At 73.4% G+C, this 22,999-nt stretch carries 18 protein-coding genes, 1 tRNA gene and 1 pseudogene; 9 read left to right on the forward strand and 11 right to left on the reverse strand.

From position 1 onward, the window contains the following. Positions 1-685: 685 nt before the first annotated feature. Together BLR33_RS14475 and BLR33_RS14480 are read right to left on the reverse strand one after the other, a co-directional pair. Positions 686-2,866 carry an MMPL family transporter gene (locus tag BLR33_RS14475; protein WP_093784861.1) on the reverse strand — a complete coding sequence of 727 codons (2,181 nt, stop codon included), beginning with the start codon at positions 2,864-2,866 and terminating at the stop codon, positions 686-688. Positions 2,867-3,118: 252 nt separating this feature from the next. After that, the gene (locus BLR33_RS14480) at positions 3,119-4,450 is read right to left on the reverse strand and encodes an AMP-binding protein (protein ID WP_093784862.1); all 1,332 of its coding nucleotides are present in this window, start codon (positions 4,448-4,450) and stop codon (positions 3,119-3,121) included. 88 nt (positions 4,451-4,538) lie between these two features. Between BLR33_RS14480 and BLR33_RS14485 the strand changes: the two genes are divergently transcribed. Further along, entirely contained in the window at positions 4,539-4,949 is a 411-nt protein-coding gene (locus BLR33_RS14485) for a hypothetical protein (protein ID WP_093784863.1), read from the forward strand. A gap of 325 nt (positions 4,950-5,274) precedes the next feature. Here BLR33_RS14485 and BLR33_RS14490 read toward each other — a convergent pair whose 3' ends face one another. After that, positions 5,275-6,663 (reverse strand): cystathionine beta-synthase, encoded by a 1,389-nt coding sequence (locus tag BLR33_RS14490; protein ID WP_093784864.1) that lies wholly within the window; start codon positions 6,661-6,663, stop codon positions 5,275-5,277. A 240-nt stretch (positions 6,664-6,903) separates the two neighbouring features. Here BLR33_RS14490 and BLR33_RS14495 point away from each other — a divergent pair, with 240 nt between their 5' ends. From BLR33_RS14495 to BLR33_RS14510, 4 genes are all read left to right on the forward strand, one after another. Further along, complete coding sequence (locus BLR33_RS14495; RefSeq protein WP_176930270.1) at positions 6,904-8,112, forward strand: SGNH/GDSL hydrolase family protein; 1,209 nt, start codon at positions 6,904-6,906, stop codon at positions 8,110-8,112. 428 nt (positions 8,113-8,540) lie between these two features. Further along, the gene (locus BLR33_RS14500; protein ID WP_093784866.1) at positions 8,541-9,920 is read left to right on the forward strand and encodes an NAD(P)/FAD-dependent oxidoreductase; all 1,380 of its coding nucleotides are present in this window, start codon (positions 8,541-8,543) and stop codon (positions 9,918-9,920) included. 225 nt (positions 9,921-10,145) lie between these two features. Further along, positions 10,146-11,483, forward strand: a complete 1,338-nt coding sequence (locus BLR33_RS14505) for an SAM-dependent methyltransferase (RefSeq protein WP_093784867.1) — start codon at positions 10,146-10,148, stop codon at positions 11,481-11,483. A gap of 359 nt (positions 11,484-11,842) precedes the next feature. Beyond that, positions 11,843-11,929 (forward strand) — tRNA-Leu (locus BLR33_RS14510). A gap of 325 nt (positions 11,930-12,254) precedes the next feature. Here BLR33_RS14510 and BLR33_RS37135 read toward each other — a convergent pair. Continuing rightward, a pseudogene (locus BLR33_RS37135) lies at positions 12,255-12,785 on the reverse strand (bifunctional DNA primase/polymerase); the annotation flags it as partial. A 281-nt stretch (positions 12,786-13,066) separates the two neighbouring features. Between BLR33_RS37135 and BLR33_RS14520 the strand changes: the two are divergent. Then, positions 13,067-15,025 (forward strand): tetratricopeptide repeat protein, encoded by a 1,959-nt coding sequence (locus BLR33_RS14520; RefSeq protein WP_143031690.1) that lies wholly within the window; start codon positions 13,067-13,069, stop codon positions 15,023-15,025. 51 nt (positions 15,026-15,076) lie between these two features. Here BLR33_RS14520 and BLR33_RS14525 read toward each other — a convergent pair whose 3' ends face one another. After that, positions 15,077-15,310, reverse strand: coding sequence for a DUF4287 domain-containing protein (locus tag BLR33_RS14525; RefSeq protein WP_093784869.1), 234 nt, complete (start codon positions 15,308-15,310; stop codon positions 15,077-15,079). A gap of 124 nt (positions 15,311-15,434) precedes the next feature. On the opposite strand from BLR33_RS14525, the gene BLR33_RS14530 reads away from it, so the two are divergent. Continuing rightward, a complete protein-coding gene (locus tag BLR33_RS14530) occupies positions 15,435-15,779 on the forward strand; it encodes a hypothetical protein (RefSeq protein WP_093784870.1) in 345 nt (114 codons plus the stop codon). A 175-nt stretch (positions 15,780-15,954) separates the two neighbouring features. Here BLR33_RS14530 and BLR33_RS14535 read toward each other — a convergent pair whose 3' ends face one another. Continuing rightward, entirely contained in the window at positions 15,955-16,860 is a 906-nt protein-coding gene (locus BLR33_RS14535) for a hypothetical protein (RefSeq protein ID WP_093784871.1), read from the reverse strand. 339 nt (positions 16,861-17,199) lie between these two features. Beyond that, positions 17,200-18,420, reverse strand: coding sequence for an acetyl-CoA C-acetyltransferase (locus tag BLR33_RS14540; RefSeq protein WP_093784872.1), 1,221 nt, complete (start codon positions 18,418-18,420; stop codon positions 17,200-17,202). Between the two features lie 283 nt (positions 18,421-18,703). Here BLR33_RS14540 and BLR33_RS14545 point away from each other — a divergent pair, with 283 nt between their 5' ends. Then, positions 18,704-18,976, forward strand: coding sequence for a type II toxin-antitoxin system Phd/YefM family antitoxin (locus BLR33_RS14545; protein WP_093784873.1), 273 nt, complete (start codon positions 18,704-18,706; stop codon positions 18,974-18,976). Further along, positions 18,973-19,242, forward strand: coding sequence for a type II toxin-antitoxin system RelE family toxin (locus tag BLR33_RS14550; RefSeq protein ID WP_093784874.1), 270 nt, complete (start codon positions 18,973-18,975; stop codon positions 19,240-19,242). Before BLR33_RS14545 ends, BLR33_RS14550 begins: the two co-directional genes overlap by 4 nt. 43 nt (positions 19,243-19,285) lie before the next feature. Here BLR33_RS14550 and BLR33_RS14555 read toward each other — a convergent pair whose 3' ends face one another. From BLR33_RS14555 to eno, 4 genes are all read right to left on the reverse strand, one after another. Continuing rightward, entirely contained in the window at positions 19,286-20,272 is a 987-nt protein-coding gene (locus BLR33_RS14555; protein ID WP_093784875.1) for a Ppx/GppA phosphatase family protein, read from the reverse strand. Next, positions 20,269-20,805, reverse strand: coding sequence for a DUF501 domain-containing protein (locus tag BLR33_RS14560; RefSeq protein WP_093784876.1), 537 nt, complete (start codon positions 20,803-20,805; stop codon positions 20,269-20,271). Before BLR33_RS14560 ends, BLR33_RS14555 begins: the two co-directional genes overlap by 4 nt. 139 nt (positions 20,806-20,944) lie before the next feature. After that, positions 20,945-21,439, reverse strand: coding sequence for an FtsB family cell division protein (locus BLR33_RS14565; protein WP_093784877.1), 495 nt, complete (start codon positions 21,437-21,439; stop codon positions 20,945-20,947). A gap of 156 nt (positions 21,440-21,595) precedes the next feature. Then, a complete protein-coding gene (gene eno / locus BLR33_RS14570; RefSeq protein ID WP_093784878.1) occupies positions 21,596-22,876 on the reverse strand; it encodes a phosphopyruvate hydratase in 1,281 nt (426 codons plus the stop codon). Between the last annotated feature and the right edge of the window lie 123 nt (positions 22,877-22,999).

Below are 22,999 nucleotides of genomic sequence, written 5' to 3' on the forward strand. Positions count from 1 at the left end.
GCCCATCCCCGGTCCGGTCCACCCGGCGGGTGCGCCCGCGGGCGCCGCCGGTGGATCTATTCACAGAGCAAGACTCTGCATGAGGATATGCAGTCCGGCAAGCACGGGCCCGCGCCCGGCCGCGAGCACCGCGACCCAGGCCGGATATCGCGCGCACACCCGAGCAGTGTTGGTACGGATCGGCAGCCTCGGCGTGCAAGCCGTGGACGGTGACGGCCTGGCGGAGCAGCGCCGGCGCGTCGGCCCCGCGTATGGGCGCCGCCGGCGCGCCCTGCCGGCATTCCGCGCACCGCCACCCCTGCCGGGCCGCCGCCTCGAAGGACGTCCAGCACAGCGCCGCCGACCCGCCTCCCGCAGACGCGGTGACAACTCCCATCTCAGCCTCCCCGGGCCGCTCACCGAATTCCCGTCGGCGCCGCCTGCCGGCACCGTCCGTCAACGCCGGCCTGCGGAGGCCCCGTGCGCGCTCCCTCTGCCCGCACGATCACTCTCCGCATTCACCCGGCTCCGCCAGCGTAGCCGAAGGGCCGGGCAGGTGATCATCACCTGCCCGGCCCCTGTGGATAACCCGGCACCAGCCGGCAACAGCCCTGGTCAAGCCCGGCTCAGCGCCGGGTCAGCACCGCCCCGGGCTTCGTTTCAAGCTTCGGACCGGCAACCGACCGGCACCGGCTCGGATGCCGACTCAGCGCCGTCCCGACTCGTCCAGCTCCGCCGCACCCCGCGGTCCGCCCGAGCCGGGACCGAACCCGTCCTTCGACGAGCCCTGCCCCGCGCGGTCCGCGTGGCCGGGCCACCAGGCGGCGTGCCCGATCAGCGCGGTGAGGCTCGGGGTGAAGAACATCGCCATCACGAAGGCGGCCACGACGATGCCGAACGCGACGGTGAAGCCCATCTCGGTCAGGAAGTCGTTGCCCGAGAGCATCAGCGTGGCGAAGGTCGCGGCCAGGATGAAGCCGGCCGCGCCGATCGTCGGACCCGCGTGCTTGAGCGCCTCGCTGGCCGCCTCACGCGGCTGCCGGCCCTCGCGCGCCTCCTCCCGCAGGCGGGCGATCATCAGGATGTTGTAGTCCGTGCCGATCGCCACCACGAACAGGTACATGATGATCGGCAGCAGGAAGATCAGCCCGTCGCCCCGGCCGAAGATCCACACCGTGGTGCCCAGTGTCGCGCCGAAGCCGAGGCCGACCGACGCGATCAGGTACCAGGGCGCGACCACGCTGCGCAGCAGCAACCCCAGGATCACCATGATCAGGACGGCCGCGACCGGGAAGACCGTGCGGTAGTCGTGGTTCACGGCCGCGTTGATGTCCTTGAACACCGACGAGGTGCCGCCGACCAGCGCCTCGGAGCCCTGCGGCGCGTTGGCGTGCGCGACCGAGCGGATATCGCCCACGGCCGCGATCGCCGGGTCGCTGGACGCCTCGTACTTCAGCGTCACCGTGTAGTTGGCGGTGGTGCCCGCCTTGTTGACGTCCTTCTTCGCGTCGAAGGCGACCTCGGCGACGCCCTTGGCGCCCTTCAGCTTCGACTCGAAGGTGGCGAAGTCCGCGCTGTTCAGCGGCTTGCCGTCGGTGCTGTTGAGGTAGACGTTGGTCGGCTCGGCGGCGCCGGCGGAGTACGCCTTCTGCAGGGTGTCCTGGACGACCATCGACTCCTTGGTCTTGGGGATGGACCCCGAGGCCAGGTCGTAGGACGCCTTGTAGCCGAAGGTGCCGATCGCCAGTACCAGCATCACCAGGCCGGAGACGACGGCCACGAGCGCGGGCTTGCGGCCCACCAGGCGGCCCACCGAGGCGTAGCGGGTGCCGGGCGGCTCCTGGTTCCACTTCTTGCCGGGCCAGAACAGCGCCCGCGGCGGGATCAGCGAGCAGATCGCCGGGAAGAGCGTCAGGCCCGCGAGGAGCGTGACCGCCACCAGGATCGCCAGGGCCGGGCCGAGCTGGGTGAGGAAGCTCAGCGTGGACAGCGCCAGGGCGCAGAAGGCGATGATGACCGCGCCGGCCGCCGAGGCGATGGCCTCGCCGACCCTGGTGACGCTGTTGATCATCGCCTGCTTCGGCTCGTCACCTGCTCGCAGCCGTTCCCGGTAGCGGAACATCAGGAACAGGAAGTAGTCGGTGCCGACGCCGAGCACCACCACGATGAGCAGTGCCGAGATCGAGCTGTTCGCCTGGAGGCCGAAGACCTTCGTGGCGTCCGCGATGAGCGCGTTGGCGACGGTGAAGACCACGCCGACGAGCAGCACAAGGGGCATGATCGCCACCAGTGGCGACCGGAAGATGATCGACAGGGTGACGATGATGATCAGCAGGGAGCCGACGAGCGCCACGGCGTCGGACGTCTTGCCCGCGTCCTGCTGGTCCAGGTTCTGCGCCGCCTGACCGCCGACCTGCACCTTCAGGTGCGTGCCCTTGGCGAGGTCGGTCGAGTCGGAGCGCAGCGCCTTGGCGGCGTCGGCCTGCTTGGGCTGACCGGTCGACTTCTTGTCCATCTGGACCAGGGCGGTGTCGTACTTGCCGTCCTTGGACGGCGCGCCGGCAACCACCTTCTGGACCTGGTCGATGCCCTTCTTGCCCAGGTCGGTGGTGATCCGGGAGATGTCCGCCTTGTCGGCGGCGGTCAGCTGCCCGCCGTCGGCGCGCTGGTAGAGCACGATGGCGGCCGGCGTGAAGGCCTGCGGGAAGGCCTTCTCCTGGAGGTCCATCGCCTTGATGGACTCGTAGCTGCTCGGCAGGAAGCTGCTCTCGTCACTGTTGGACGGCAGGCTCGGGGCCGTGGCGATGATCGCGACGGCTGCGATGAGCCACGCGACGATCGTCCATACGGGATGGCGGACGACGGTGCGCCCGATGCGGTGGAACATGCGGTGCTGCCTCCATGGCAGGACGTATCACCGCCACCCTTCGGAGCGGAACCCGGGTATCGGCGATCCGGGCGGAGCTGCGCGCCGCCCGGGCGGTTTTCATATGGGGTGGGGTTGTGGCCCAGATCCTACTTGCCGACCGGCAAGGAGCAAGTTCGCCCCCCGGCCGCGGCGGCGTGCCGCCGGAAATCGGCCCGGAACGGCCGGGTACCGGCTCCGTGCCGCCCGCTACGGAACCCATCCGTATCGCGGTCACAGGGGTGGCAGCAACCGCTTTTGCGGCTTGCCGAGGGCGTTGCGCGGCAGCTCGGCGAGGAAGCGCACGGCCCGCGGCCGCTTGTGCGCCGACAGCCGGGAGGCGACGAAGTCGGTGAGCTCCTGGGCGGCCACGCCGTCGGCCACCACGTAGGCGACGATCTGCTGGCCCAGGTCCGGGTGCGGGGCGCCCACCACGGCGGCCTCGCGTACCGCCGGATGGGCGAGCAGCGCGTTCTCCACCTCGCCAGCGCCGATCCGGTAGCCGCCTGACTTGATCAGGTCGGTGGAGGCACGGCCGACGATCCGGTGGGTGCCGTCCGCCGCCACTGCGGCGATGTCCCCGGTACGGAACCAGCCGTCCTCGGTGTACGAGGCCGCGGTGGCCTCCGGGCGCCCCAGGTAGCCGTCGAAGAGGGTGGGCCCGGTCAGCTGCAGCTCGCCGATCCCGTCCACCGGGTCCGCCACCCTGGTGGCGATCCCCGGCAGCGGGGTGCCGACCGCGCCGGGGACGCGCTCCCCCGACGCCCTGGCGCTCACCGTGATCAGGGTCTCGGTCATCCCATAGCGCTCGACGGGCCGGTGGCCCGACAGCGCGTGCAGGGCCTCGAAGACCGGCACCGGCAGCGGGGCGCTGCCCGACACCAGGAGGCGGGCCGGGGCGAGCGCCTTGGCGGCGGCCTCCTCGCGCACCACCCGGTGCCACACGGTCGGGACCCCGAAGTAGAGGGTGCCGCCCGCGGCCGCGTACGCCTCCGGGGTGGGCCGGCCGGTGTGCACCAGGGCGCTGCCCGTGCGCAGGGCGCCCAGCAGGCCGAGCACCAGGCCGTGCACATGGAAGAGCGGCAGGCCGTGCACCAGGGTGTCCTCGGCGGTCCACTCCCAGGCCGCCGCAAGGGCGTCCAGGTCGGCGGCGATCGCCGCCCTGGAGACCAGGACGCCCTTGGGCGGGCCGGTGGTGCCCGAGGTGTAGAGCACGAGCGCGGTCCCGCCGCGGGGCTCCGCGGCGAAGTCCGCCCGCTCGGCGAAGTCGACGGGCACGAACTGCGCGCCCGAGTCACCCAGGACGTGATCGCGCTCGTCCGGCCCGGCGTCGGGGGCCACGGGCACCACGGGAACGCCCGCCAGCAGCCCGCCGACCACCGCGGCCGCCGTCTCCAGGGTGGGCGCCGCCTCGACCGCCAGGGCGGCCAGGCCGTCCGCGCGGCGGGCCACCGCGCCCGCGGCGCCGAGCAGTTCCTCGTACGAGCAGGTCCGGCCGGACAGGCGCAGAGCGTCGGGCCGGTCGGTGTCCCCGTGCAGGGCGGTGAGCAGGGGCGCGTACGGCATCGGGGTCCTCCACGCAGACGGCAGACCCCAGGGAGATTAGGGGGCTAACCCCAGTGTCGGCCACGGCCCGCCGCCCTAACGTGGCCCCATGGACGCCCGCGACCCGGAACTGAAGAAGGAACTCTCCGCCACCTTGCAGGCGCGCAAGGACCTCGGGGCGGAGTACGAGTCGGAACTCGTCGACTCGTTCATGGACAAGGTGGCCGAACGCGTCGACAGCCGTGTGGAGCAGCGGGTGCGGCGCGAACTGGCCCAGCAGCAGACGTCTTTCGCCCGCGCGGACCGCCGTCCCATCGGTCCCCCGCGGTCCAGCCCGCGCTTCGCCCGCTACGGCTTCGCGGGCGTCACCCTGGTGCTGGCCATCCCCCTGTCGGCCATCGCCGCCGCCAGCGCCCACACCGCGGGCCTGCTGATCGCCTGGGCCGGCATCGTGGGCGTCAACCTCGCCCAGTGCCTGACCCGCAGGCCCCACGAGAAGGACGACGACGACTGGGCGTGACACCGCCGGCAGGGGGGCCGGAGAACCGGAAACCCGAGAGCCGGAAAAAGGGATGGGCGAGGACCGCCGCACCCCCGGGCCGTAGCCGGGGGGCGGGACGACGGCGGTCCTCGCCGGGGACGCGGGCCGGGTCAGGGCCGGGCGCGCGCGTCCGGGGTCACCATGGAGTCCGGGAGCCGCTCCGGAAGCCTTGGCGCCGCTGGTGTGCCGGGGCGGCCGGTGGACCGTCCGCCTTTCGACACCACTCAATCTGCCGGAGCCTTGTTAAGCGCGTGCTGCGTGGACGTGACACGGGTGTACCAGTTCGGGAAAGGCCCGAAAGCCGTCACGAACCGCCGTGTCCGGCGAGGAAGCCGAGCAGGTCCTGCCTGCTCACGACGTTGGTCGGCTTGCCCTCGACCAGCACGATCGCCGCGTCCGCGCCCTCCAGCACCGACATCAGGTCGCCGACCGGCTCGCCGGAGCCGACCTGCGGCAGCGGCGGGGACATGTGCAGCTCCAGCGGGTCCTCCAGGGTGGCGCGCTTGTTGAACAGGGCGTCCAGCAGGCTGCGCTCGACCACCGAGCCGATCACCTCGGCGGCCATGACGTCGGGGTGTCCGGCGCCCGGTTTGACCACGGGCATCTGCGAGACGCCGTACTCGCGCAGCACCTCGATGGCCTGGCCGACCGTCTCCTCGGGGTGCATGTGGACCAGGTTGGGCAGCCCGCCGTCCTTGTGCGCCAGGACGTCGGCGACCCGGGGCTCGCCCTCGCCCTCGTCCAGGAAGCCGTGGGAGCCCATCCACTCGTCGCTGAAGATCTTCGACAGGTAGCCGCGGCCGCTGTCGGGCAGCAGGACGACGACCACGTCGTCCGGGCCGAGCCCCGAGGCGACCTCCAGGGCGGCGACCACGGCCATGCCGCAGGAGCCGCCGACCAGCAGCCCCTCCTCGCGGGCGAGGCGGCGGGTCATCTGGAAGGAGTCCTTGTCGGAGACGGCCACGATCCGGTCGGCCACCTCGCGGTCGTAGGCGCTCGGCCAGAAGTCCTCGCCGACGCCCTCCACCAGGTAGGGCCGCCCGGAGCCGCCGCTGTAGACCGAGCCCTCGGGGTCGGCGCCGATCACCTGGACCCGGCCCTCGCTGACGTCCTTCAGGTAGCGCCCGGTGCCGGAGATGGTGCCGCCGGTGCCGACGCCGGCCACGAAGTGGGTGATCCGGCCGTCGGTCTGCTTCCACAGCTCGGGGCCGGTGGAGTGGTAGTGCGACAGCGGGTTGTTCGGGTTGCTGTACTGGTCGGGCTTCCAGGCGTTGGGCGTCTCACGCACCAGGCGGTCGGAGACGTTGTAGTACGAGTCGGGGTGGCCCGGGTCCACGGCGGTCGGGCAGACCACGACCTCGGCACCGTAGGCGCGCAGGACGTTGATCTTGTCCGTCGACACCTTGTCCGGGCAGACGAAGATGCAGTGGTAGCCCTTGCGCTGGGCGACCATGGCGAGGCCGACGCCGGTGTTGCCCGAGGTGGGCTCCACGATGGTGCCGCCGGGCCGCAGCTGCCCGCTCTCCTCGGCGGCCTCGATCATGCGCAGGGCGATCCGGTCCTTCACCGAGCCGCCCGGGTTGAAGTACTCGACCTTGGCAAGGACGGTGGCCGCAATGCCCTCGGTCACGCTGTTGAGCCTCACCAGCGGGGTGTTGCCGACGAGGCTGATCATCGAGTCGTGAAACTGCACCGTGTGTCTCCGGGTTCTCCGTGATGGTGACCCCAGGTTAGGGCCTGCCCGGCGGATCCGGCCCGGCCTGCGGGGCGGGCGGGGACGGCGGGTCGGGCGGGGCCCGCGGGGACCCGCGTGCGCCCGGCCGCAACGCCTGGGGAGCGATCGGCGTTGACCTGGGTAGTGGTCTCCCGGACGGCGAGGAGGCAGGCGGACGGCAGCGGGCAGCAAGCAGGCAGCGAGCAGACAGGTGAGCGGATGAATCCCCTGGAAGTGGCCGGGACGGTGTCGAGAGCGAGGGTGGCGCGGCGGATCGCGGCCGCCGCCGCTTACGGCGGGGGCGGCATCGGCCTGCTCGGCGGCGCGGCGGTCGGGCTGCTGCTGACCGAGGCGCGGCTGGCCAAGCGGGTGGTGGGCGGCTCGGGCGACGTGCCACCGCGGGCCGACGGCCGCTACGGCTCGGCGTTCGCCCGCCGCGGCGACGAACGGGTGCTGCGGCTGGGCTTCCTGGGCGACTCCACGGCGGCCGGGCAGGGGGTGCGGCGGGCCCGGGAGACGCCGGGGGCGCTGCTCGCCTCGGGACTGGCGGCGGTGGCCGAGCGGCCGGTGCGGCTGGTGAACGTGGCACAGCCCGGCGCCCAGTCCGACGACCTGGAGCGCCAGGTCTCGCTGCTGCTCGACCCCGCCTCGCCGCCCCCGGACGTGGCCGTGGTGATGATCGGGGCGAACGACGTCACGCACCGGATGCCGCTGGCCACCTCGGTGCGGCTGCTGTCGGACGCGGTGCGGCGGCTGCGCGCTGCCGGCACCGAGGTCGTCGTGGGCACCTGCCCCGACCTGGGCTCGGTGGAACCGGTCTACCAGCCGCTGCGCTGGCTGGCCCGGCGGGCGAGCCGGCAGCTGGCGGCGGCGCAGACCATCGCGGTGGTGGGCCTGGGCGGGCGGACGGTCTCGCTCGGCGACCTGCTGGGCCCGGAGTTCGAGGCCCGGCCGCGCGAGCTGTTCGGTCCCGACAACTTCCACCCGTCGGCGGAGGGGTACGCGACCGCCGCGATGGCCGTCCTGCCGACGCTGTGCGCCTCGCTGGGGCTGTGGCCCGAGGCCGACGAGCGCCCCGACGTGCAGCGCGGCGAGGGCTTCCTGCCGGTCGCCCAGGCGGCCGCGGAGGCGGCCTCCGAGGGCGGTACCGAGGTCACCGCGGCCCACGCCGAGGCCGCGGAGGCACGCGGCCGCTGGGCGCTGCTCAAGCGGCGCCGGCGGCGTCCGGTGGGCGAGGAGCACCCGCACGGGGAGCCGGCCCCTCAGCCGGCGGCCGGACAGGCGGCGGAGCAGGCCCCCGAGCAGGAACAGGACGGGGAACGGCCTCCCGAGCAGACGCCGGACCGGGGCGGCGAGCCGGCGCCCGGACCGGCCGCGGACTCCGCGGAGCGGGGCGCCGGGGAGGGCGCCACCCACCGGGGCCGGTAGGGTCCCTACTCCCCGGGGAGTACGCCGTCCGGGGTGCTCACGTGTGAGGACAACACCCCTGGTGAGCACCCCTGCGGGTCCTGGCGCGCCGTCCGGGACCCGGACACCGGAAAACCTTTGTGAAACTCTTCACATGAAGTTCCGGTCCGGTGGCCCAACTTTCCAAGGCTCCAGGGCCCAAATCCCCTTGATTCACTGGCCTGTCGGTGTTTCAGCCATGTTGCGGCAGTACCCCTGGAGCAGCCGCCCGGCGGGGGCCCGGGCCGATCGGCGCTGCTCAGCGCCGTGTATAACGGCGGGAGGCGGCGGGGCACCCGAGCCGCACCCTTGCCCCCGCCACATGAAGGCGCGCAGGGTACCACAAGGTGTCCAGACCCTTGTGAAGGGGCTCACGAGGTACGCCCCCGGGCGTACTGGATACTCAAAGCATGAGCACCACGGAGCGTCCACGGATTCTCGTCGTAGGCGGCGGTTACGTCGGCCTGTACGCGGCGCGTCGCATCATGAAGAAGATGCGGTACGGCGAGGCGACCGTCACGGTCGTCGACCCGCGCTCGTACATGACGTACCAGCCCTTCCTTCCCGAAACCGCAGCAGGCAGCATCTCCCCGCGGCATGTCGTCGTCCCGCTGCGACGCGTGCTGCCCGGGGCCGAGGTGCTCACCGGCCGCGTCACCACCATCGACCAGGACCGCAAGGTCGCCGTGGTCGAGCCCCTCGTCGGCGAGTCCTACGAGTTGCCCTTCGACTACCTGGTGATCGCGCTCGGCGCGGTCTCCCGGACCTTCCCGATCCCCGGCCTGGCCGAGAACGGCATCGGAATGAAGGGCGTGGAGGAGGCCATCGGCCTGCGCAACCACGTCCTGGAGCAGCTGGACAAGGCCGACTCCACCACCGACGAGGAGATCCGCCGCAAGGCGCTCACCTTCGTCTTCGTCGGCGGCGGCTTCGCGGGTGCCGAGACCATCGGCGAGGTCGAGGACATGGCCCGCGACGCCGCGAAGTACTACCCGAACGTCAAGCGCGAGGACATGCGCTTCATCCTCGTCGACGCCGCGGACAAGATCCTCCCCGAGGTCGGCCCGCAGCTCGGCAAGTGGGGCCTGGAGCACCTGCAGGAGCGGGGCATCGAGGTCTACCTGAGCACGTCGATGGCGTCGTGCGTCGACAAGCACGTGGTGCTCGCCAACGGGCTCGAGGTCGACGCCTCCACCATCGTGTGGACCGCGGGTGTGAAGCCGAACCCGGCGCTGGCCCGCTTCGGCCTGCCGCTCGGTCCGCGCGGCCACGTGGACACCGCGCCGACCCTGCAGGTCAAGGGCACCGACTACATCTGGGCCGCGGGCGACAACGCCCAGGTCCCGGACCTGGCCGCGGGCGAGGGCGCCTGGTGCCCGCCGAACGCGCAGCACGCGCTGCGCCAGGCCAAGGTGCTCGGCGACAACGTGGTCTCCGGGATGCGCGGCTTCCCGCAGAGCGAGTACAAGCACGCCAACAAGGGCGCCGTCGCCGGGCTCGGCGTGCACAAGGGCGTCGCGATGATCGTCGTCGGCAAGCGCAAGATCCGCCTCAAGGGCCGCCTGGCCTGGTACATGCACCGTGGCTACCACGGCCTGGCCGTGCCGACCTGGAACCGCAAGATCCGGGTCTTCGCCGACTGGACGCTGGGGATGTTCCTCAAGCGCGAGGTCGTCTCGCTCGGCGCCATCGAGAACCCCCGCGAGGAGTTCTACGAGGCCGCCCGCCCGGCGCCCGCCGCTCAGAAGCCCGACAGCACCGAGGCACCCAAGACGAAGGTCGCCTCCTAAGGGGCCGCACAGCTGCCGAAGGGCGTCCGCCATCCGTGGTGCGGGCGCCCTTCCGCGCGTCCGGGGCCGTCCTCGGGTTCCGGATCGCCGCGCCTTCCCGCGGTCACCTGCGCACACGGGCAAACCGCCCCTTCCGGCGCAAGCAGGTGGCCAACTAGGTGTATCCGCAATGTAATTTGCGCGTCAGCGGTCCCCGCGGCGAATTCCGGTCGTACGCTCGGAGCCATGCCCGACGCCGCTCACCGCATCCGTGACATCGCCGAACACGCCCTGTCCGTCCCGTTCCCCCTGCGCATCCGCGCCTGGGACGGCAGCGAGGCCGGCCCCGCCCACGCACCCGCCCTGGTCTTCCGCAAGCGGCGCGCCCTGCGCCGGCTGCTGTGGCGGCCGGGGGAACTCGGCCTGGCCAGAGCGTGGGTGGCCGGCGAACTGGACATCGAGGGCGACCTGTTCGCCGCGCTCGACGTGCTCTCCGACCTGATCTGGGAGCGCGGCACCGAGGCCGGCGGGCCCGCCGAGCCGCCGGCCGGCCGGGCGGAGAGCGCCCGCAAGGCGCTGACCGCGCTGCGCGACCCCGCCACCTACCGGCTGCTGCGCAGCGCCCTGACGCTGGCCGGGCCCGGCCTGCCGCCCTCGCCCCCGCCGGAGGAGGCCCGCCGCCGCAGCGGTCTGGCGCACACCAGGAGCCGCGACAAGGCGGCGATCTCGCACCACTACGACGTCGGCAACGCCTTCTACGAGTACGTCCTCGGCCCGTCGATGGTGTACTCCTGCGCGGTGTGGGAGCGGCCGGAGACCACCCTCGAGGAGGCCCAGCGGGCCAAGCTCGACCTGGTCTGCCGCAAGCTCGGGCTGCGCGAGGGGCAGCGCCTGCTGGACGTCGGCTGCGGCTGGGGCTCCATGGTGCTGCACGCCGCCGAGCAGTACGGGGTGCGGGCCACCGGCATCACCCTGTCGGCCGAGCAGGCCGCCTACGCGCGCAAGCGGGTGGCCGAGGCGGGCCTGACCGACCGGATCGAGATCCGCGTCCAGGACTACCGCGACGTCAGGGACGGCCCCTACGACGCGATCTCCTCCATCGGCATGGCCGAACACGTGGGCTCCGAGCGCTACCTGGAGTATGCGCGCGCCCTGTACGCCCTGCTGCGGCCAGGCGGCCGGCTGCTCAACCACCAGATCGCCCGGCGCCCGCTGCAGGACGAGGAGGAGTACCGCATCGACGAGTTCATCGACCGCTACGTCTTCCCCGACGGGGAGCTGTCGCCGGTGGGCACCACGGTGAGCCGGCTGGAGGAGGCGGGGTTCGAAGTGCGCGACGTGGAAGCGCTGCGCGAGCACTACGGGCGCACCCTGCGCGCCTGGGTGGCGAACCTGGAGGCCCACTGGAAGCAGGCGGTGGCGGCGACCAGCGCCGGGCGGGCCCGGGTGTGGCGGCTCTACATGGCCGCCTCGGCGATCTCCTTCGAACGCAACAGCATCGGCGTCAACCAGGTGATGGCGGTGCGCACCGAGCCCGGCGGCCTGGCGGGGCTGCCGGCTACCAGGACGGCGTGGCTGTCCTGAAGCCGTCCCGGGAGCGTCCGCGAACGGCGGTGAACCGCCACCCCGGCCGACACCGCCCGGGCCCTTCCGGGCCCCCGCCCGCACGCTGCTGCGCCACCCCGCGCGCCGCCCCGTCGCCCCCGCGCCCTGCACTTGCAGGTCGCAGGGGCGACGGGGCCGGGCGGTCGCCGGTTGCGCTGAGCGAATTCACGTCACGTGTACGTGCGGGCGGGGGCTGCCGGGATACCGGCTTGGGGTGCGGCGGGAGGTCGGGCACGGAGATGACGGCCCGTCAGTAACCCCTAAAATAAGACAACATGGCCACTTGGCCGTCCTGTTCGCGACCCCCAACCCGGATACGCTTTCATAGCGCCCCGCCGGCCCGGATGGTGGAACGCAGACACGGCGAGCTTAAACCTCGCTGCCCCTCGGGGGGCGTGCCGGTTCGAGTCCGGCTCCGGGCACCATGGACGCCCGGAGGCGGCCGGCGGAGGCCACCGTCGCGGCCGCCTCCCGCTCGCTCAGCCCGATGTGGACCGCCGCCGTGACCAGTGCCGGCGCCAGCGCGTCCCCCACCCCCGCGTCGTAGGCCCGGCAGGCCGCCCAGAACAGCCGCCCGTTGCGCTCCCCTTCCCGCGAGTCCAGCACGAAGCGCACCAGAGCCGAGGCCCGGCGCTCGGCCGGGTGGCGCGATCCCCGGTGCCGCGCCTCCTGGGGGGCGGACGGCGGCTCCAGCAGCGCGAGCAGTTCCGGCGGGACGGCGGCGAACCGGTGCTGCCGGGTGCCGGGCTCCAGCAGGTAGTGGCCGGCCACGGTGCGCGAGCCGGGGCCCACCAGGTAGCCACCGGCGCCGCGCACGTCTATGCCGGGAGCCAGCCGGCCCACGGAGTTGGGCACCGGGCCGGGTGCGGTCAGCCACAGGTGGCGGCCACCGGAGGGGGTGCGCACGCAAACGGTTTCCGGCAGCGCGAACCGTCGGCTTTCGGCCAGGGCGGCCAGCGCGGCCGCCCCGTCCGCACCGTGCTTCACATCGAGGTCGAGGCCGACGAGGAAGTGCGGGGCGGTGCCGCAGGCCACGCCGTACCCCGTCGCCCAGGGCGCGACGGCGAACAGCGCCCGTATGACGGCCGGGTCGGTGCTCGCGTCGTGGACGCCGTGGCCGGGGCGGCCGCACTCGCCCCGGCAGTCGGCCGCCCGGGGCTCGTCGCGGTGCGGGGAGCGGATCGCCGGCAGCTTCGTCCGGGACAGCGGGAAGACGGGCAGGCCGCGCGCGGCGGTCAGCAGCGCGGCGTGCAGGGCACGGATGTGGTCGGGGCGTGGCATCGCCTGCTCCCTGCTGTTCGAACGGGTGTTCGTCTGCACCCTTCAGTGATACCGCGCCGGAAGGCCGCCGTCCACTGCGAATCGCCGCGCGGGGCGCCGGGAAGGGAGACGAGGGTGCGGCGAGGTACCAGCAAGGGAGGAGCAAGGGAGGGCCGCGCCCGCCCCCGCTGACGGACTGTCGGTGCGGGGTAATACCGTCGGCACTGCCGGGGGACGGTGCGGCCGCCGGGCACACAGGTGCGGGGCGATGGGGGAAGACCGAGGGGGACATGGGGGGCGACATGGACGGACTGCACGCAGGGGACGCCGGGGCGTCCGCGGGCGGCGAGGAGCGGCTGGCCGCCGAGGGCGAGACCGCCCTGGCGCGGCTGGTCATGGACGGCGGCGACCTCGCGCACGCCTCCGGTCACCTGGCCGGCGCCTTCGCCGCCGACCCGCGGCTGCCCGACGCCCACGAAGCACTCGCCGAGTTCGCCCGCCGGGCCGGCGGCCCGCAGGCCGCGCTCGAACTGTTCGATCCCGACGAGCCGTTCGCCGGCACCCTGATCTGCCGCGCCCACCTGCAGGCCGCCTGCGGGAACTGGCCGGAGGCGCTGATGCTCGTCGCCGCCGCCGTCCGGGCCGACCACGAGCGCCCCTGGTCGCACGTCGCGTGGCTCACCCAGGAGGCGCTGCCCGCCCTTGTGCCGCCCCAGGCGGTGACCCAGGCGCTGGCCCACATGGTCACCGCCCTGCCCGACCCGCTGCCCGAGGACGCCCGCGAGGCGGTCCGCCCGTTCCACGACCTGGCCGCCGCCGTGGTCGAACAGCACCGGGGCGACGCCTCCCTGGCCGCCATCGGCTCCGCCCTGGCCCGCCGCATGGGCGACACCGACCGGGCGGTCGCCTGGGCCGAGCGAGCCCACCGCCTGCAGCCGGACCACATCCCCGCCGTCATGCTCGGCTACGCCCTGCGGGCCGCCGGGCGCCCGGACGAGGCGCTGCGGGTCTGGCAGGAGGAGATCGCCCGGGACGGCTCCGACCTGTCGCTGATGGTGGACATCGCCGAGCTGTACGCCTCCACCGGCCGCCCCGGGCTCGGCCTGCCCTGGGCCGAGCGGGCCGCCGCGGCCGACCCGGAGCACCCGCAGGCCGCGCCCGCGGTACTCGGCGTGCGGTACGCCGCCGACGGCGACCCGGCGCACTTGCTGGCGCTCGCCGACCACCTGCGCACCCGCCCCGACCACCCCTACGCCGCCACCGTGCTGGCCCGGCACAGTGAGTGGCAGCCCTGGCTCGGCGTGGTGGCCACCGCCACCGAGGCCACCGTCAACGTGCTGCACCGCATCCTGGACGACCCCGAGATGGGCGCCGACCGCACGGCCGGCGTGCAGCTGGCCGCCTCCATGATCGAGCCGCCCAGCGCGTCGCTGGCCTTCCTCGCGGCCTTCCCGCGCGGCGAGATCGTCAACCGATCGGTGGGCGAACCCGATCCGCGCGAGCCGGTGCGCCCGGTCGGCCGCGCCGTGTGGCGGTACGAGGGGCTGACCGCCCACCCCGCCGTGCCGGCCCCGTCACCGGAGGCGGCGCGGCTGGTGCGCGACACCGCGTCGGCCACCTGGCCGCACATCCCGGCCGCCTACGACCACGGGGTGCGGCTGTCCGGGCTCGCGCTGGACGACCTGCTCGGCGTCCTGGCGCACCCGCCGGAGCCGCCCGACGACCAGCAGGGCCGCTTCCTGCGGGCGCATCGCCCGGAGTTGTGGATCCGCGCGGTGCAGACCTTCGCCTGCCTGGGCCTGGCCCACCACCGGGCCGACGAGCCATGGGTGGGATCGGTGCGCCGCTCGGTGCTGCTCGACCTGCTCGACGGGCCCGAGGACTGGGTGAGCGAAGCGGCGGCCTTCGCCATGGTGGCCACCGCCTGGGTGGACCCCTCGGTCCGCGAGGACGCCGGGCTGCGGGTGACGGAGCGGATGCTCGCCGCCGCCACGGCCTACCGCACCCGCGAGGTCACCGTGCTGGGCTCGCTGTGCCGGCTGGTGCTGCTGTGCCCGTGGCTGGAGCCGGCCTGCGGCGACCTCGCCCGCGACCTGCTCGCGGCGATCCGCCGCTCGGCCGACGAGGTGCCGGCCGGCGCCGGGGACCGCGCGCGGGAGATGGCGCGGGCCGCCGAGGCGCGGGGCCGGTCCCGCCTCCCGGCGCCGGGCCCGGCCGAACCCCAGCGGCGCCGCGGGCTGTTCCGCCGCCGCAGGGGCTGAGCGGGCGGGCCGGGCACCCGGGTGCGGACCGGAAGGGTGCCAGGCGGGGCGCTAGCCGAGGTTGCGGGCGGCGCGGCGCAGGTCGTACTCGTGGACGAGGGCCTTGGCGTGGCCGTAGGACAGGTCGTGCTCGCTGCGCAGCCAGCTGACCTTCTCGTCGAAGCGGAGGAATGAGGGTCCGTCGGCCAGGTCGCGCAGCCAGTCGCTGACCTCGCGGCCGGTGCACTGCGGGATGCGGTCGAGCAGGTTCCGGTGGGTCTCGGCGGAGAAATGCTGCTGGTACATAGGCGCCTCCGGTATGCGTTCCGGTCACCCCACCGTGCCCGAGCCGACCGGCGTTGGCAACCATCGTGCGGGTGCGGATATGGGTGCGAAGGCGCGGCGCCGGGCGCGGAGTAGGGTCGCCGTCATGGCCGAGTACGCCGACCACCCGGAAGAAACCGCGCTGCGCGCCGCCGTGGAGCGCCTGGCCGGCCGGCTGCGGTCGCTGCCGCAGCGCCGCCTGACCGCCGGGGCGGCGGCCGAGGGGCTGGCCACTGCCCGCTGGCTCGCCCGGCAGGCGCAGGCACTGGAGTTCCCCGACCGCGCGCCCCTCGAAATCCCCGACGACGGGGTCTTCACGGTCGGCGACCAACTGGCCGTCGCGGGCCACGATCTGCTGCTCGCCCTCGAAGCCGCCGAGCCCGCCGCGGCCTCGCTGGTGCGCGCCGAAGCACTGGAACGGCTCTCCCGCACCGCCAAGGCCGTCGGCTGAGCCCACCCGGGGCCCGCTGGGGCCGCAGGCGGGCACGGGGGCCGGGGAGGGCGCTCCAGGGCCCCGCACGGGGCGCGGAAGGCCCAGCACGGCCCTGTTGCGGGCCGAGCCGGGCCTGTTGGGACCTGTTCGGGACCTGTTGCCGAGGCGGCTCGGGTGCGTCCGTCTGCCGCCGCTACAGCGACGCGACCACGCGGTCGGCGAGGACGTACACACTCTCCTCACCGAAGGCGAAGGTGAGCGCGTACGCGCCGGCTATCGCCGAGCCGCCGCGCAGCACGGGAACCTCGCCGCGGTCGAGCGCCTCGGTCAGCCGCAGGGCGGTCTCGCGGTGCCCGGGCGTCATGCACAGCGTGGTGCCGTCCGCGAACACGTAGACGTCCAGGGTGCCGAGCGGGCCGGGGCGGACGTCGGCGAGCGGGATGCGCGCGTCGGCGAGGTCGGACAGTCGCTCGGCGGTCTGGTCCTGGGAGGCGACGACCGGGGAGGGCGCGAAGTCCGGGCCCGAGGGGTGCGGGATGGCGCCCGGCGCGGGCAGTACGGCCTCGGGCGCCTCGGGTTCCGCGCCCTGGGCCGAGGCGTCCAGCAGCGGTTCGAGGCCGGCGAAGTCCGCCTGGCGGGGCAGGTAGGGCAGGACCGGCGGGACCTCGTAGTCGGCCAGGGCCGCGGCCGTCTCGGGGCCGTCCGCGCCCTCCGTGCCGCCCGCACCGTCGAAGGCGGCCAAGGCGTCAGGGCCGGCCAGTCCGTCGGGACCGAGGACATCACCTGTCGCACCGTAGGGGCCGTGTACCGTCAGGCCGCCGTCGACGGCGGCCTCGCGGGCCTCCTGTTCGGCCCAGAAGGCGCGGGCCTCGGCGAGTTCGCGGTCCCGCTCGTCGGCGAGCGCCTCGGCGACGGCGGTGCGGATGTCGGCGGTGCAGTCCCTGGGGGCCGGGACCTCGGAGCCGGCGCCCATGGCCGCCAGGTCGCGGCGCAGAGCGGTCAGCTCCCGGCGCGCGCCACGGGCGGTGAACAGGGCTGCGGTACCCGCGGCCACGGCGAGTCCCGCGGCGACCAGCAGGACGGTGAAGTTGGCACTCACTGACGTACTCCCGACTGACGCGACCCGAGCAATGCCCACCAGAGTGGCGGGTGAAACTTCCTCCATCCATCACTCTGCCGGTAAACCCCTGGCCCGCGCAGTGCGGAACGTCATGGATTGACCGGGTCTGCGCCGCAGCCCTTTTCCGAACCACCGCCATTGACCTGCACAAATGGGGGCGCCCCCGGGAAAATCACATCCCGGGGGCGAAATGATTGCGACTTACATCACACTCCGTGCACAGTGAAGTCATATCGTCACAGAAGGCGATGAAAGGCTCGGCGGACGGGCTGCCGAGCGGCTTGGTGGCGCCTTGCTGAGCGCCTTGGTGAGGCGGCTTCAGGAAAGGCGCTCGATCACCATCGCCATGCCCTGTCCGCCCCCGACGCACATGGTCTCCAGGCCGAACTGCTTGTCGTGGAACTGGAGGCTGTTGATGAGCGTGCCGGTGATGCGGGCGCCGGTCATGCCGAAGGGGTGGCCGACCGCGATGGCGCCGCCGTTGACGTTCAGCCGGTCCAGGTCGATGCCCAGCGCCTGGTAGGAGGGGATGACCTGGGCGGCGAACGCCTCGTTGATCTCCACCAGGTCGATGTCGCCGATCGTCATCCCGGCCCGCTTGAGCGCCTGGGTGGACGCCTCGACCGGCCCGTAGCCCATGATCTCGGGCGACAGCGCGGAGACGCCGGTGGACACCACGCGGGCGAGCGGGGTGATGCCGAGTTCGCGTGCCTTGGTGTCGGACATGACCACCAGGGCGGCGGCGCCGTCGTTGAGGGGGCAGCAGTTCCCCGCGGTCACCGTGCCGTCGGGCCGGAAGACCGGCTTCAGGGCGGAGACGCCCTCCATGGTGACGCCCGCGCGCGGCCCGTCGTCCTTGGCGACGACCGTGCCGTCGGGCAGGGTCACCGGCGTGATCTCGCGCTCCCAGAAGCCGTTCTTCAGCGCCTCCTCGGCGAGGTTCTGCGAGCGGACGCCGAACTCGTCCTGCTCCCGGCGGCCGATGCCCTTGAGCAGCGCGAGGTTCTCCGCGGTCTGGCCCATGGCGATGTACGCGTCCGGCACCGCGCCGTCCTCACGCGGGTCGTGCCACTCGGCGGCGCCTTCCTCGGCCCGCTTCGCGGTACGCGCCTGGGCGTCGTCGAAGTAGGGGTTCATCGTCTCCGGCAGGGAGTCGGAGCTGCCCTTGGCGAAGCGGGAGACCATCTCCACGCCCGCCGAGACGAATACGTCGCCCTCGCCGGCGCGGATCGCGTGCATGGCCATCCGGGTGGTCTGCAGCGAGGACGAGCAGTAGCGGGTGACGGTGCAGCCCGGCAGGTGGTCCATGCCCATCCGGACGGCCACGATCCGGGCCATGTTGAAGCCCTGCTCGCCGCCGGGCAGACCGCAGCCGAGCATCAGGTCGTCGATCTCGCGCGGGTCGAGCTGGGGCACCTTGTCCAGGGCGGTACGGATGATGGTGGCGGTCAGCTCATCGGGGCGCAGCTCCTTGAGCGAGCCCTTGAAGGCCCGCCCGATGGGCGAGCGGGCGGCTGAGACGATGACGGCTTCGGGCATCGCGGACACTCCTCGTCGAGGCTGCGGACGGCACGCGGGCGACGCGCACCGGTGCGTTCGGTCCGCCCGGCCCCGGTCGGGCGCACACGCGGACCCCCTGCGAAGTTACCCGCGCGTAGAGCAGCGAGTCACCAGGCCGCCCCTGTGACACGGGCTACTTTCCGAGCGCTTGCTCACCCGCGATGGTACGTCCCGCACCCACCCCGCCGTCAGACCAGACTCCACGCGATGCCGTCCCGCAACAGCCGATCCTCGTGTACACACGCACGCGTACACTGGCGGCATGACGGAGAACAGCGTGACGGTAAGGGAAGCCCGCGCGCACCTCGCGGACCACATCAACCGGGCCGAGGAGGGCATTGCGACCGTCATCACGCGCAATGGCGCTCCCGTCGCGGCCGTGGTACCGATCGCGGACTTCGAAGCGCTGGAGGAAGCGGCCGACGTGATGCTGGCACGCGAGGCGGAGGCCGTCCTCGCCGAGGGCGCTCCCACGGTGGGGATGGCGGAGCTGCTGGCGGACCTGTTCACCGACCATGGCGGCGAGGCGGCGTGAAGTACGCCTTCCGGTTCACCACGGCGGCGCAGCGGCAGCTCCGCGCCATCAGCCGGCCCGACGCCATGCGCATCCTGGCGGCGCTGACCACGCTCGGCGACGACCCCTACCGCCAGGACGCCGACGTCAAGAAGCTCACCGGGCCGTCGGGACTCTACCGCCTCCGGGTCGGCAGCTACCGGGTCGCCTACCAGGTCAATGACGGTGAACTCGTCATCCTCGTCGTGAAGATGGGCGACCGGCGGGACGTGTACCGCAACCTCTGACCGGGCCGCATGCCTCGCCGACGCCCGCTTCGGGCTCCGGCCGTCACCTCGGGGCCGGTATCAGCGACCACGCGATGCCGTCCAGGATGTCGTGCTCCGAGACCAGGACCTCCTCGGCGGAGGTGCGGTCCATGATGCGCAGGAGGATCAGGGCGCCGGCGGCGATCACGTCTACGCGGCCCTCGTGCATGACGGGGATCGCGGCCCGTTCGGCGTGGGTTGCGGCCTGGAGGCGGGCGGCGATGCGGCGGACCTGCTCCAGGGGGATGCGGGAGTGGTGGATCGCCGCGGAGTCGTACGCGGGCAGGTCGAGGGCGATGCCGGCGACGGTGGTGACCGATCCGGCCAGGCCCACCAGGGTGCGGGCCCGGCCGAAGGGGACCGCGGCCTCGGCCTGGTCGAGGGCCGCGTCGATGTCGGCGGTCATGGCCGCGATCTGGGCGGGCTCGGGCGGGTCGGTGACGGCGCCGTCGCGCAGCAGGTGGCGCTCCGTCAGCCGTACGCAGCCGATGTCCACCGAGCGGGCGGCGGCCACCGTGCTCCCGCCGAGCACGAACTCGGTGGAGCCGCCGCCGATGTCCACCACGAGGTAGGGCGCCTGGAGGTCCTGGTCCCCCGTCAGCTCCCTGGTGGCGCCGGTGAAGGAGAACTCCGCCTCCTGGGCGCCGGAGATGACCTCGGGCTCGACACCCAGGATGTCCACCACCCCGCGGACGAACTCCTCGCGGTTCTCCGCGTCCCTGGAGGCGGAGGTGGCGACGAACCGTACGCGGCCGGGCTCGACACCATGGTCGCGGATCACCTGCGCGTACTCCCGGCACGCGGCGAAGGTGCGCTCCAGCGCCTCGGGCGCCAGGCGCCCGGTGCGGTCGACGCCCTGGCCGAGCCGGACGATCCGCATCCGGCGGTCCAGGTCGACCGCCTCCCCTGTCGCGGGGTCGAGGTCCGCCACCAGGAGGCGGATCGAGTTCGTGCCGCAGTCCACCGCCGCGACCCTGCCGCGACCCGTGCCGCCCCGCGCCCCGCTCACTGCTCCTCCTCGGTCGCCGCCGCCTCGTCGCCCACCTGCACACAGGGGCCCTTGGCCCACCAGTCGGGCAGCAGGTCGAGCGTCTCGTCGCCCAGGGGGTTCACCCCGGGGCCGGCCGCCAGGGAGTGCGCGGCCAGCACGTGCAGGCATTTGACCCGGTCCGGCATCCCGCCGGCGCTGGGGAAGCCGGACAGCACCTCGACGGCGTCCCGGCGCTCCAGGTAGTCCGCGTGGGCGGCCCGGTAGCGGGCGGCCAGTTCCACGTCCTGCGCCAGCCGTGCCGTCATCGTCTTCATGACGCCCTCCGCCTCCAGGGTGCCGATCGCGGAGGCCGCGCGCGGGCACGTGAGGTAGTACAGCGTCGGGAAGGGCGTGCCGTCCTCCAGCCGGGGCGAGGTCTCCACGACGTCGGGGTTGCCGCACGGGCAGCGGTGCGCGACGGCCCGCAGGCCGCGCGGCGGGCGGCCGAGCTGCGCGCGCACGGCGGCGATGTCCGCCTCGGTGGGCGGGGTGTGTTCCGGGGTGGTGTCCATGAACCGTTCTTGCCTGGGGTGCTGGGATGCTGGGACCCGGGGTGGTGCCGGGCCCGCTGCGGGGCCGGTGTCCGGGCGGGTCTCGGTGCTTGCGATCGGCCTGCGATCGGTCTGCGATGGCCTGAATGCGAATCCGGGGTCAGCGGCGGGCCGCCGCGTCGGCCGCGTCGGCGTTGTCGAGGCCGTCCCACAGGTTGTGGTACCAGGGGCGGTCGGCGGCCGCCTCGTCGGCGGAGCTGCGCGCGTCCGCGGTCCCGCCGTCCTGCGGGCTGCCGGCCACCGAGTACCCGGTCTCGCCGGGCATCACGAAGTGCAGGTGGGCGCGCGCCTGGGCGCGCACGTAGTCCGGGTCCTGCCAGCGGGCCTTCTCCTCGCGCAGCTGCTCCACCCGCTGCTCGGCCTGCCGGGCCTGGCGGCGCTGGTCGGAGATGGCCGAGCGCTGGGCGATGTACTGCCGGGTGGGGTAGGCCAGGGCGACCACCAGGGCGCACAGGACGAGGGCGAGCAGGGCGGCGCGGCCGGTCAGCTTGTTGCGGCGGACCGGGCGGCGGGCCGCCGCGCGGTACACGCGCGCCTGCGCCTCCTGCCCGATCGCCTTCAGCCGGGCCGCGGTGGCGAACCGATCCGACCCCACGCGCCCCACTCCCTCTCCCGTCCTGCTGCCGCGCCGCACCCGGTCCGCCCGGGCACGGCACCACGTCCCCGCCCACGGTACGGGACCGCGTGCGGGGACGTGGGGAGGCGGCCGGCTCCATGGGAGGCCGGCCCTCGAACCGATCCCCTGGTGGCGTCAGCCCTTGAAACGCGGGAAGGCGCTGCGGCCCGCGTAGACCGCCGCGTCGTCCAGGATCTCCTCGATGCGCAGCAGCTGGTTGTACTTGGCCACGCGCTCGGAGCGGGCCGGGGCACCGGTCTTGATCTGGCCGCAGTTGGTGGCGACGGCGAGGTCGGCGATGGTGACGTCCTCGGTCTCGCCGGAGCGGTGCGACATCATGCACTTGTAGCCGTTGCGCTGGGCCAGCTCGACCGCGTCCAGCGTCTCGGTGAGCGAACCGATCTGGTTCACCTTCACCAGCAGCGCGTTGGCGGTCTCGTTGTCGATGCCCTTCTGCAGCCGCTCGGGGTTGGTGACGAACAGGTCGTCGCCGACGATCTGCACCTTGCCGCCGAGCTTCTCGGTGAGGACCTTCCAGCCCGCCCAGTCGTCCTCGAACAGCGGGTCCTCGATGGAGACCAGCGGGTAGGAGGCGACCAGCTCCTCGTAGTACTCGGTCATCTCCGCGGCCGAGCGCTCCTTGCCCTCGAACTGGTACTTGCCGTCCTTGTAGAACTCCGAGGCGGCGACGTCCAGGGCGAGCGCGACGTCCTGGCCCGGCGCGTAGCCGGCCTGCTTGATGGCCTCGATGATCAGGTCGAGGGCCTCGCGGTTGGAGCCGAGGTTGGGCGCGAAGCCGCCCTCGTCGCCCAGACCGGTGGACAGGCCGCGGGACTTCAGCACGGCCTTCAGCGTGTGGTAGACCTCGGCGCCCCAGCGCACGGCCTCGGAGAAGGACTCGGCGCCGATGGGCGCGATCATGAACTCCTGGATGTCCACGTTGGAGTCCGCGTGCGAGCCGCCGTTGAGGATGTTCATCATCGGCACCGGCAGCACGTGCGCGTTGGGGCCGCCCAGGTAGCGGAAGAGCGGCAGGTCGGACGCCTCGGAGGCGGCGTGCGCGACGGCCAGCGACACGCCGAGGATGGCGTTGGCGCCCAGCGAGGACTTGTCGGGGGTGGCGTCCAGGTCGAACATCGCCTGGTCGATCAGCCGCTGCTCGGTGGCGTCGTAGCCGACCAGCTCCGGGCCGATCTGCTCGATGACGGCCAGGACGGCCTTCTCCACGCCCTTGCCCTGGTAGCGGTTCTTGTCGCCGTCGCGGAGCTCGAGGGCCTCGAAGGCGCCCGTGGAGGCGCCGGACGGAACAGCGGCACGCCCGGTGCTGCCGTCGTCGAGGCCGACCTCGACCTCGACGGTGGGGTTGCCTCGCGAGTCGAGGATTTCCCGGGCTACGACGACGTCGATGGACGGCACGTTGTCTCCTTCAGAGATGTCATCTCGGTCTTCTCGTCTGTGTCGGGACGAGCCTAACCGGCTTCGGCGCCGCGGTCGGCCGTCGGCCCGGCCCACGGGGCGGGCGGGCCGCAGGAATACGCC

Origin of the sequence: Actinacidiphila guanduensis, from assembly GCF_900103985.1 — a bacterium.
GTDB classification, from domain to species: domain Bacteria; phylum Actinomycetota; class Actinomycetes; order Streptomycetales; family Streptomycetaceae; genus Actinacidiphila; species Actinacidiphila guanduensis.

Bases quoted from the DNA above. Each gene is read 5' to 3' on its own strand.
- BLR33_RS14540 (WP_093784872.1), bottom strand. From the start codon at position 18,420: ATGCCCGAAGCCGTCATCGTCTCAGCCGCCCGCTCGCCCATCGGGCGG.
- BLR33_RS14560 (WP_093784876.1), bottom strand. From the start codon at position 20,805: ATGGACACCACCCCGGAACACACCCCGCCCACCGAGGCGGACATCGCC.
- BLR33_RS14530 (WP_093784870.1), top strand. From the start codon at position 15,435: ATGGCCGAGTACGCCGACCACCCGGAAGAAACCGCGCTGCGCGCCGCC.
- BLR33_RS14525 (WP_093784869.1), bottom strand. From the start codon at position 15,310: ATGTACCAGCAGCATTTCTCCGCCGAGACCCACCGGAACCTGCTCGAC.
- BLR33_RS14485 (WP_093784863.1), top strand. From the start codon at position 4,539: ATGGACGCCCGCGACCCGGAACTGAAGAAGGAACTCTCCGCCACCTTG.
- BLR33_RS14505 (WP_093784867.1), top strand. From the start codon at position 10,146: ATGCCCGACGCCGCTCACCGCATCCGTGACATCGCCGAACACGCCCTG.
- BLR33_RS14545 (WP_093784873.1), top strand. From the start codon at position 18,704: ATGACGGAGAACAGCGTGACGGTAAGGGAAGCCCGCGCGCACCTCGCG.
- BLR33_RS14520 (WP_143031690.1), top strand. From the start codon at position 13,067: ATGGACGGACTGCACGCAGGGGACGCCGGGGCGTCCGCGGGCGGCGAG.
- BLR33_RS14500 (WP_093784866.1), top strand. From the start codon at position 8,541: ATGAGCACCACGGAGCGTCCACGGATTCTCGTCGTAGGCGGCGGTTAC.
- BLR33_RS14495 (WP_176930270.1), top strand. From the start codon at position 6,904: ATGAATCCCCTGGAAGTGGCCGGGACGGTGTCGAGAGCGAGGGTGGCG.
- BLR33_RS14480 (WP_093784862.1), bottom strand. From the start codon at position 4,450: ATGCCGTACGCGCCCCTGCTCACCGCCCTGCACGGGGACACCGACCGG.
- BLR33_RS14475 (WP_093784861.1), bottom strand. From the start codon at position 2,866: ATGTTCCACCGCATCGGGCGCACCGTCGTCCGCCATCCCGTATGGACG.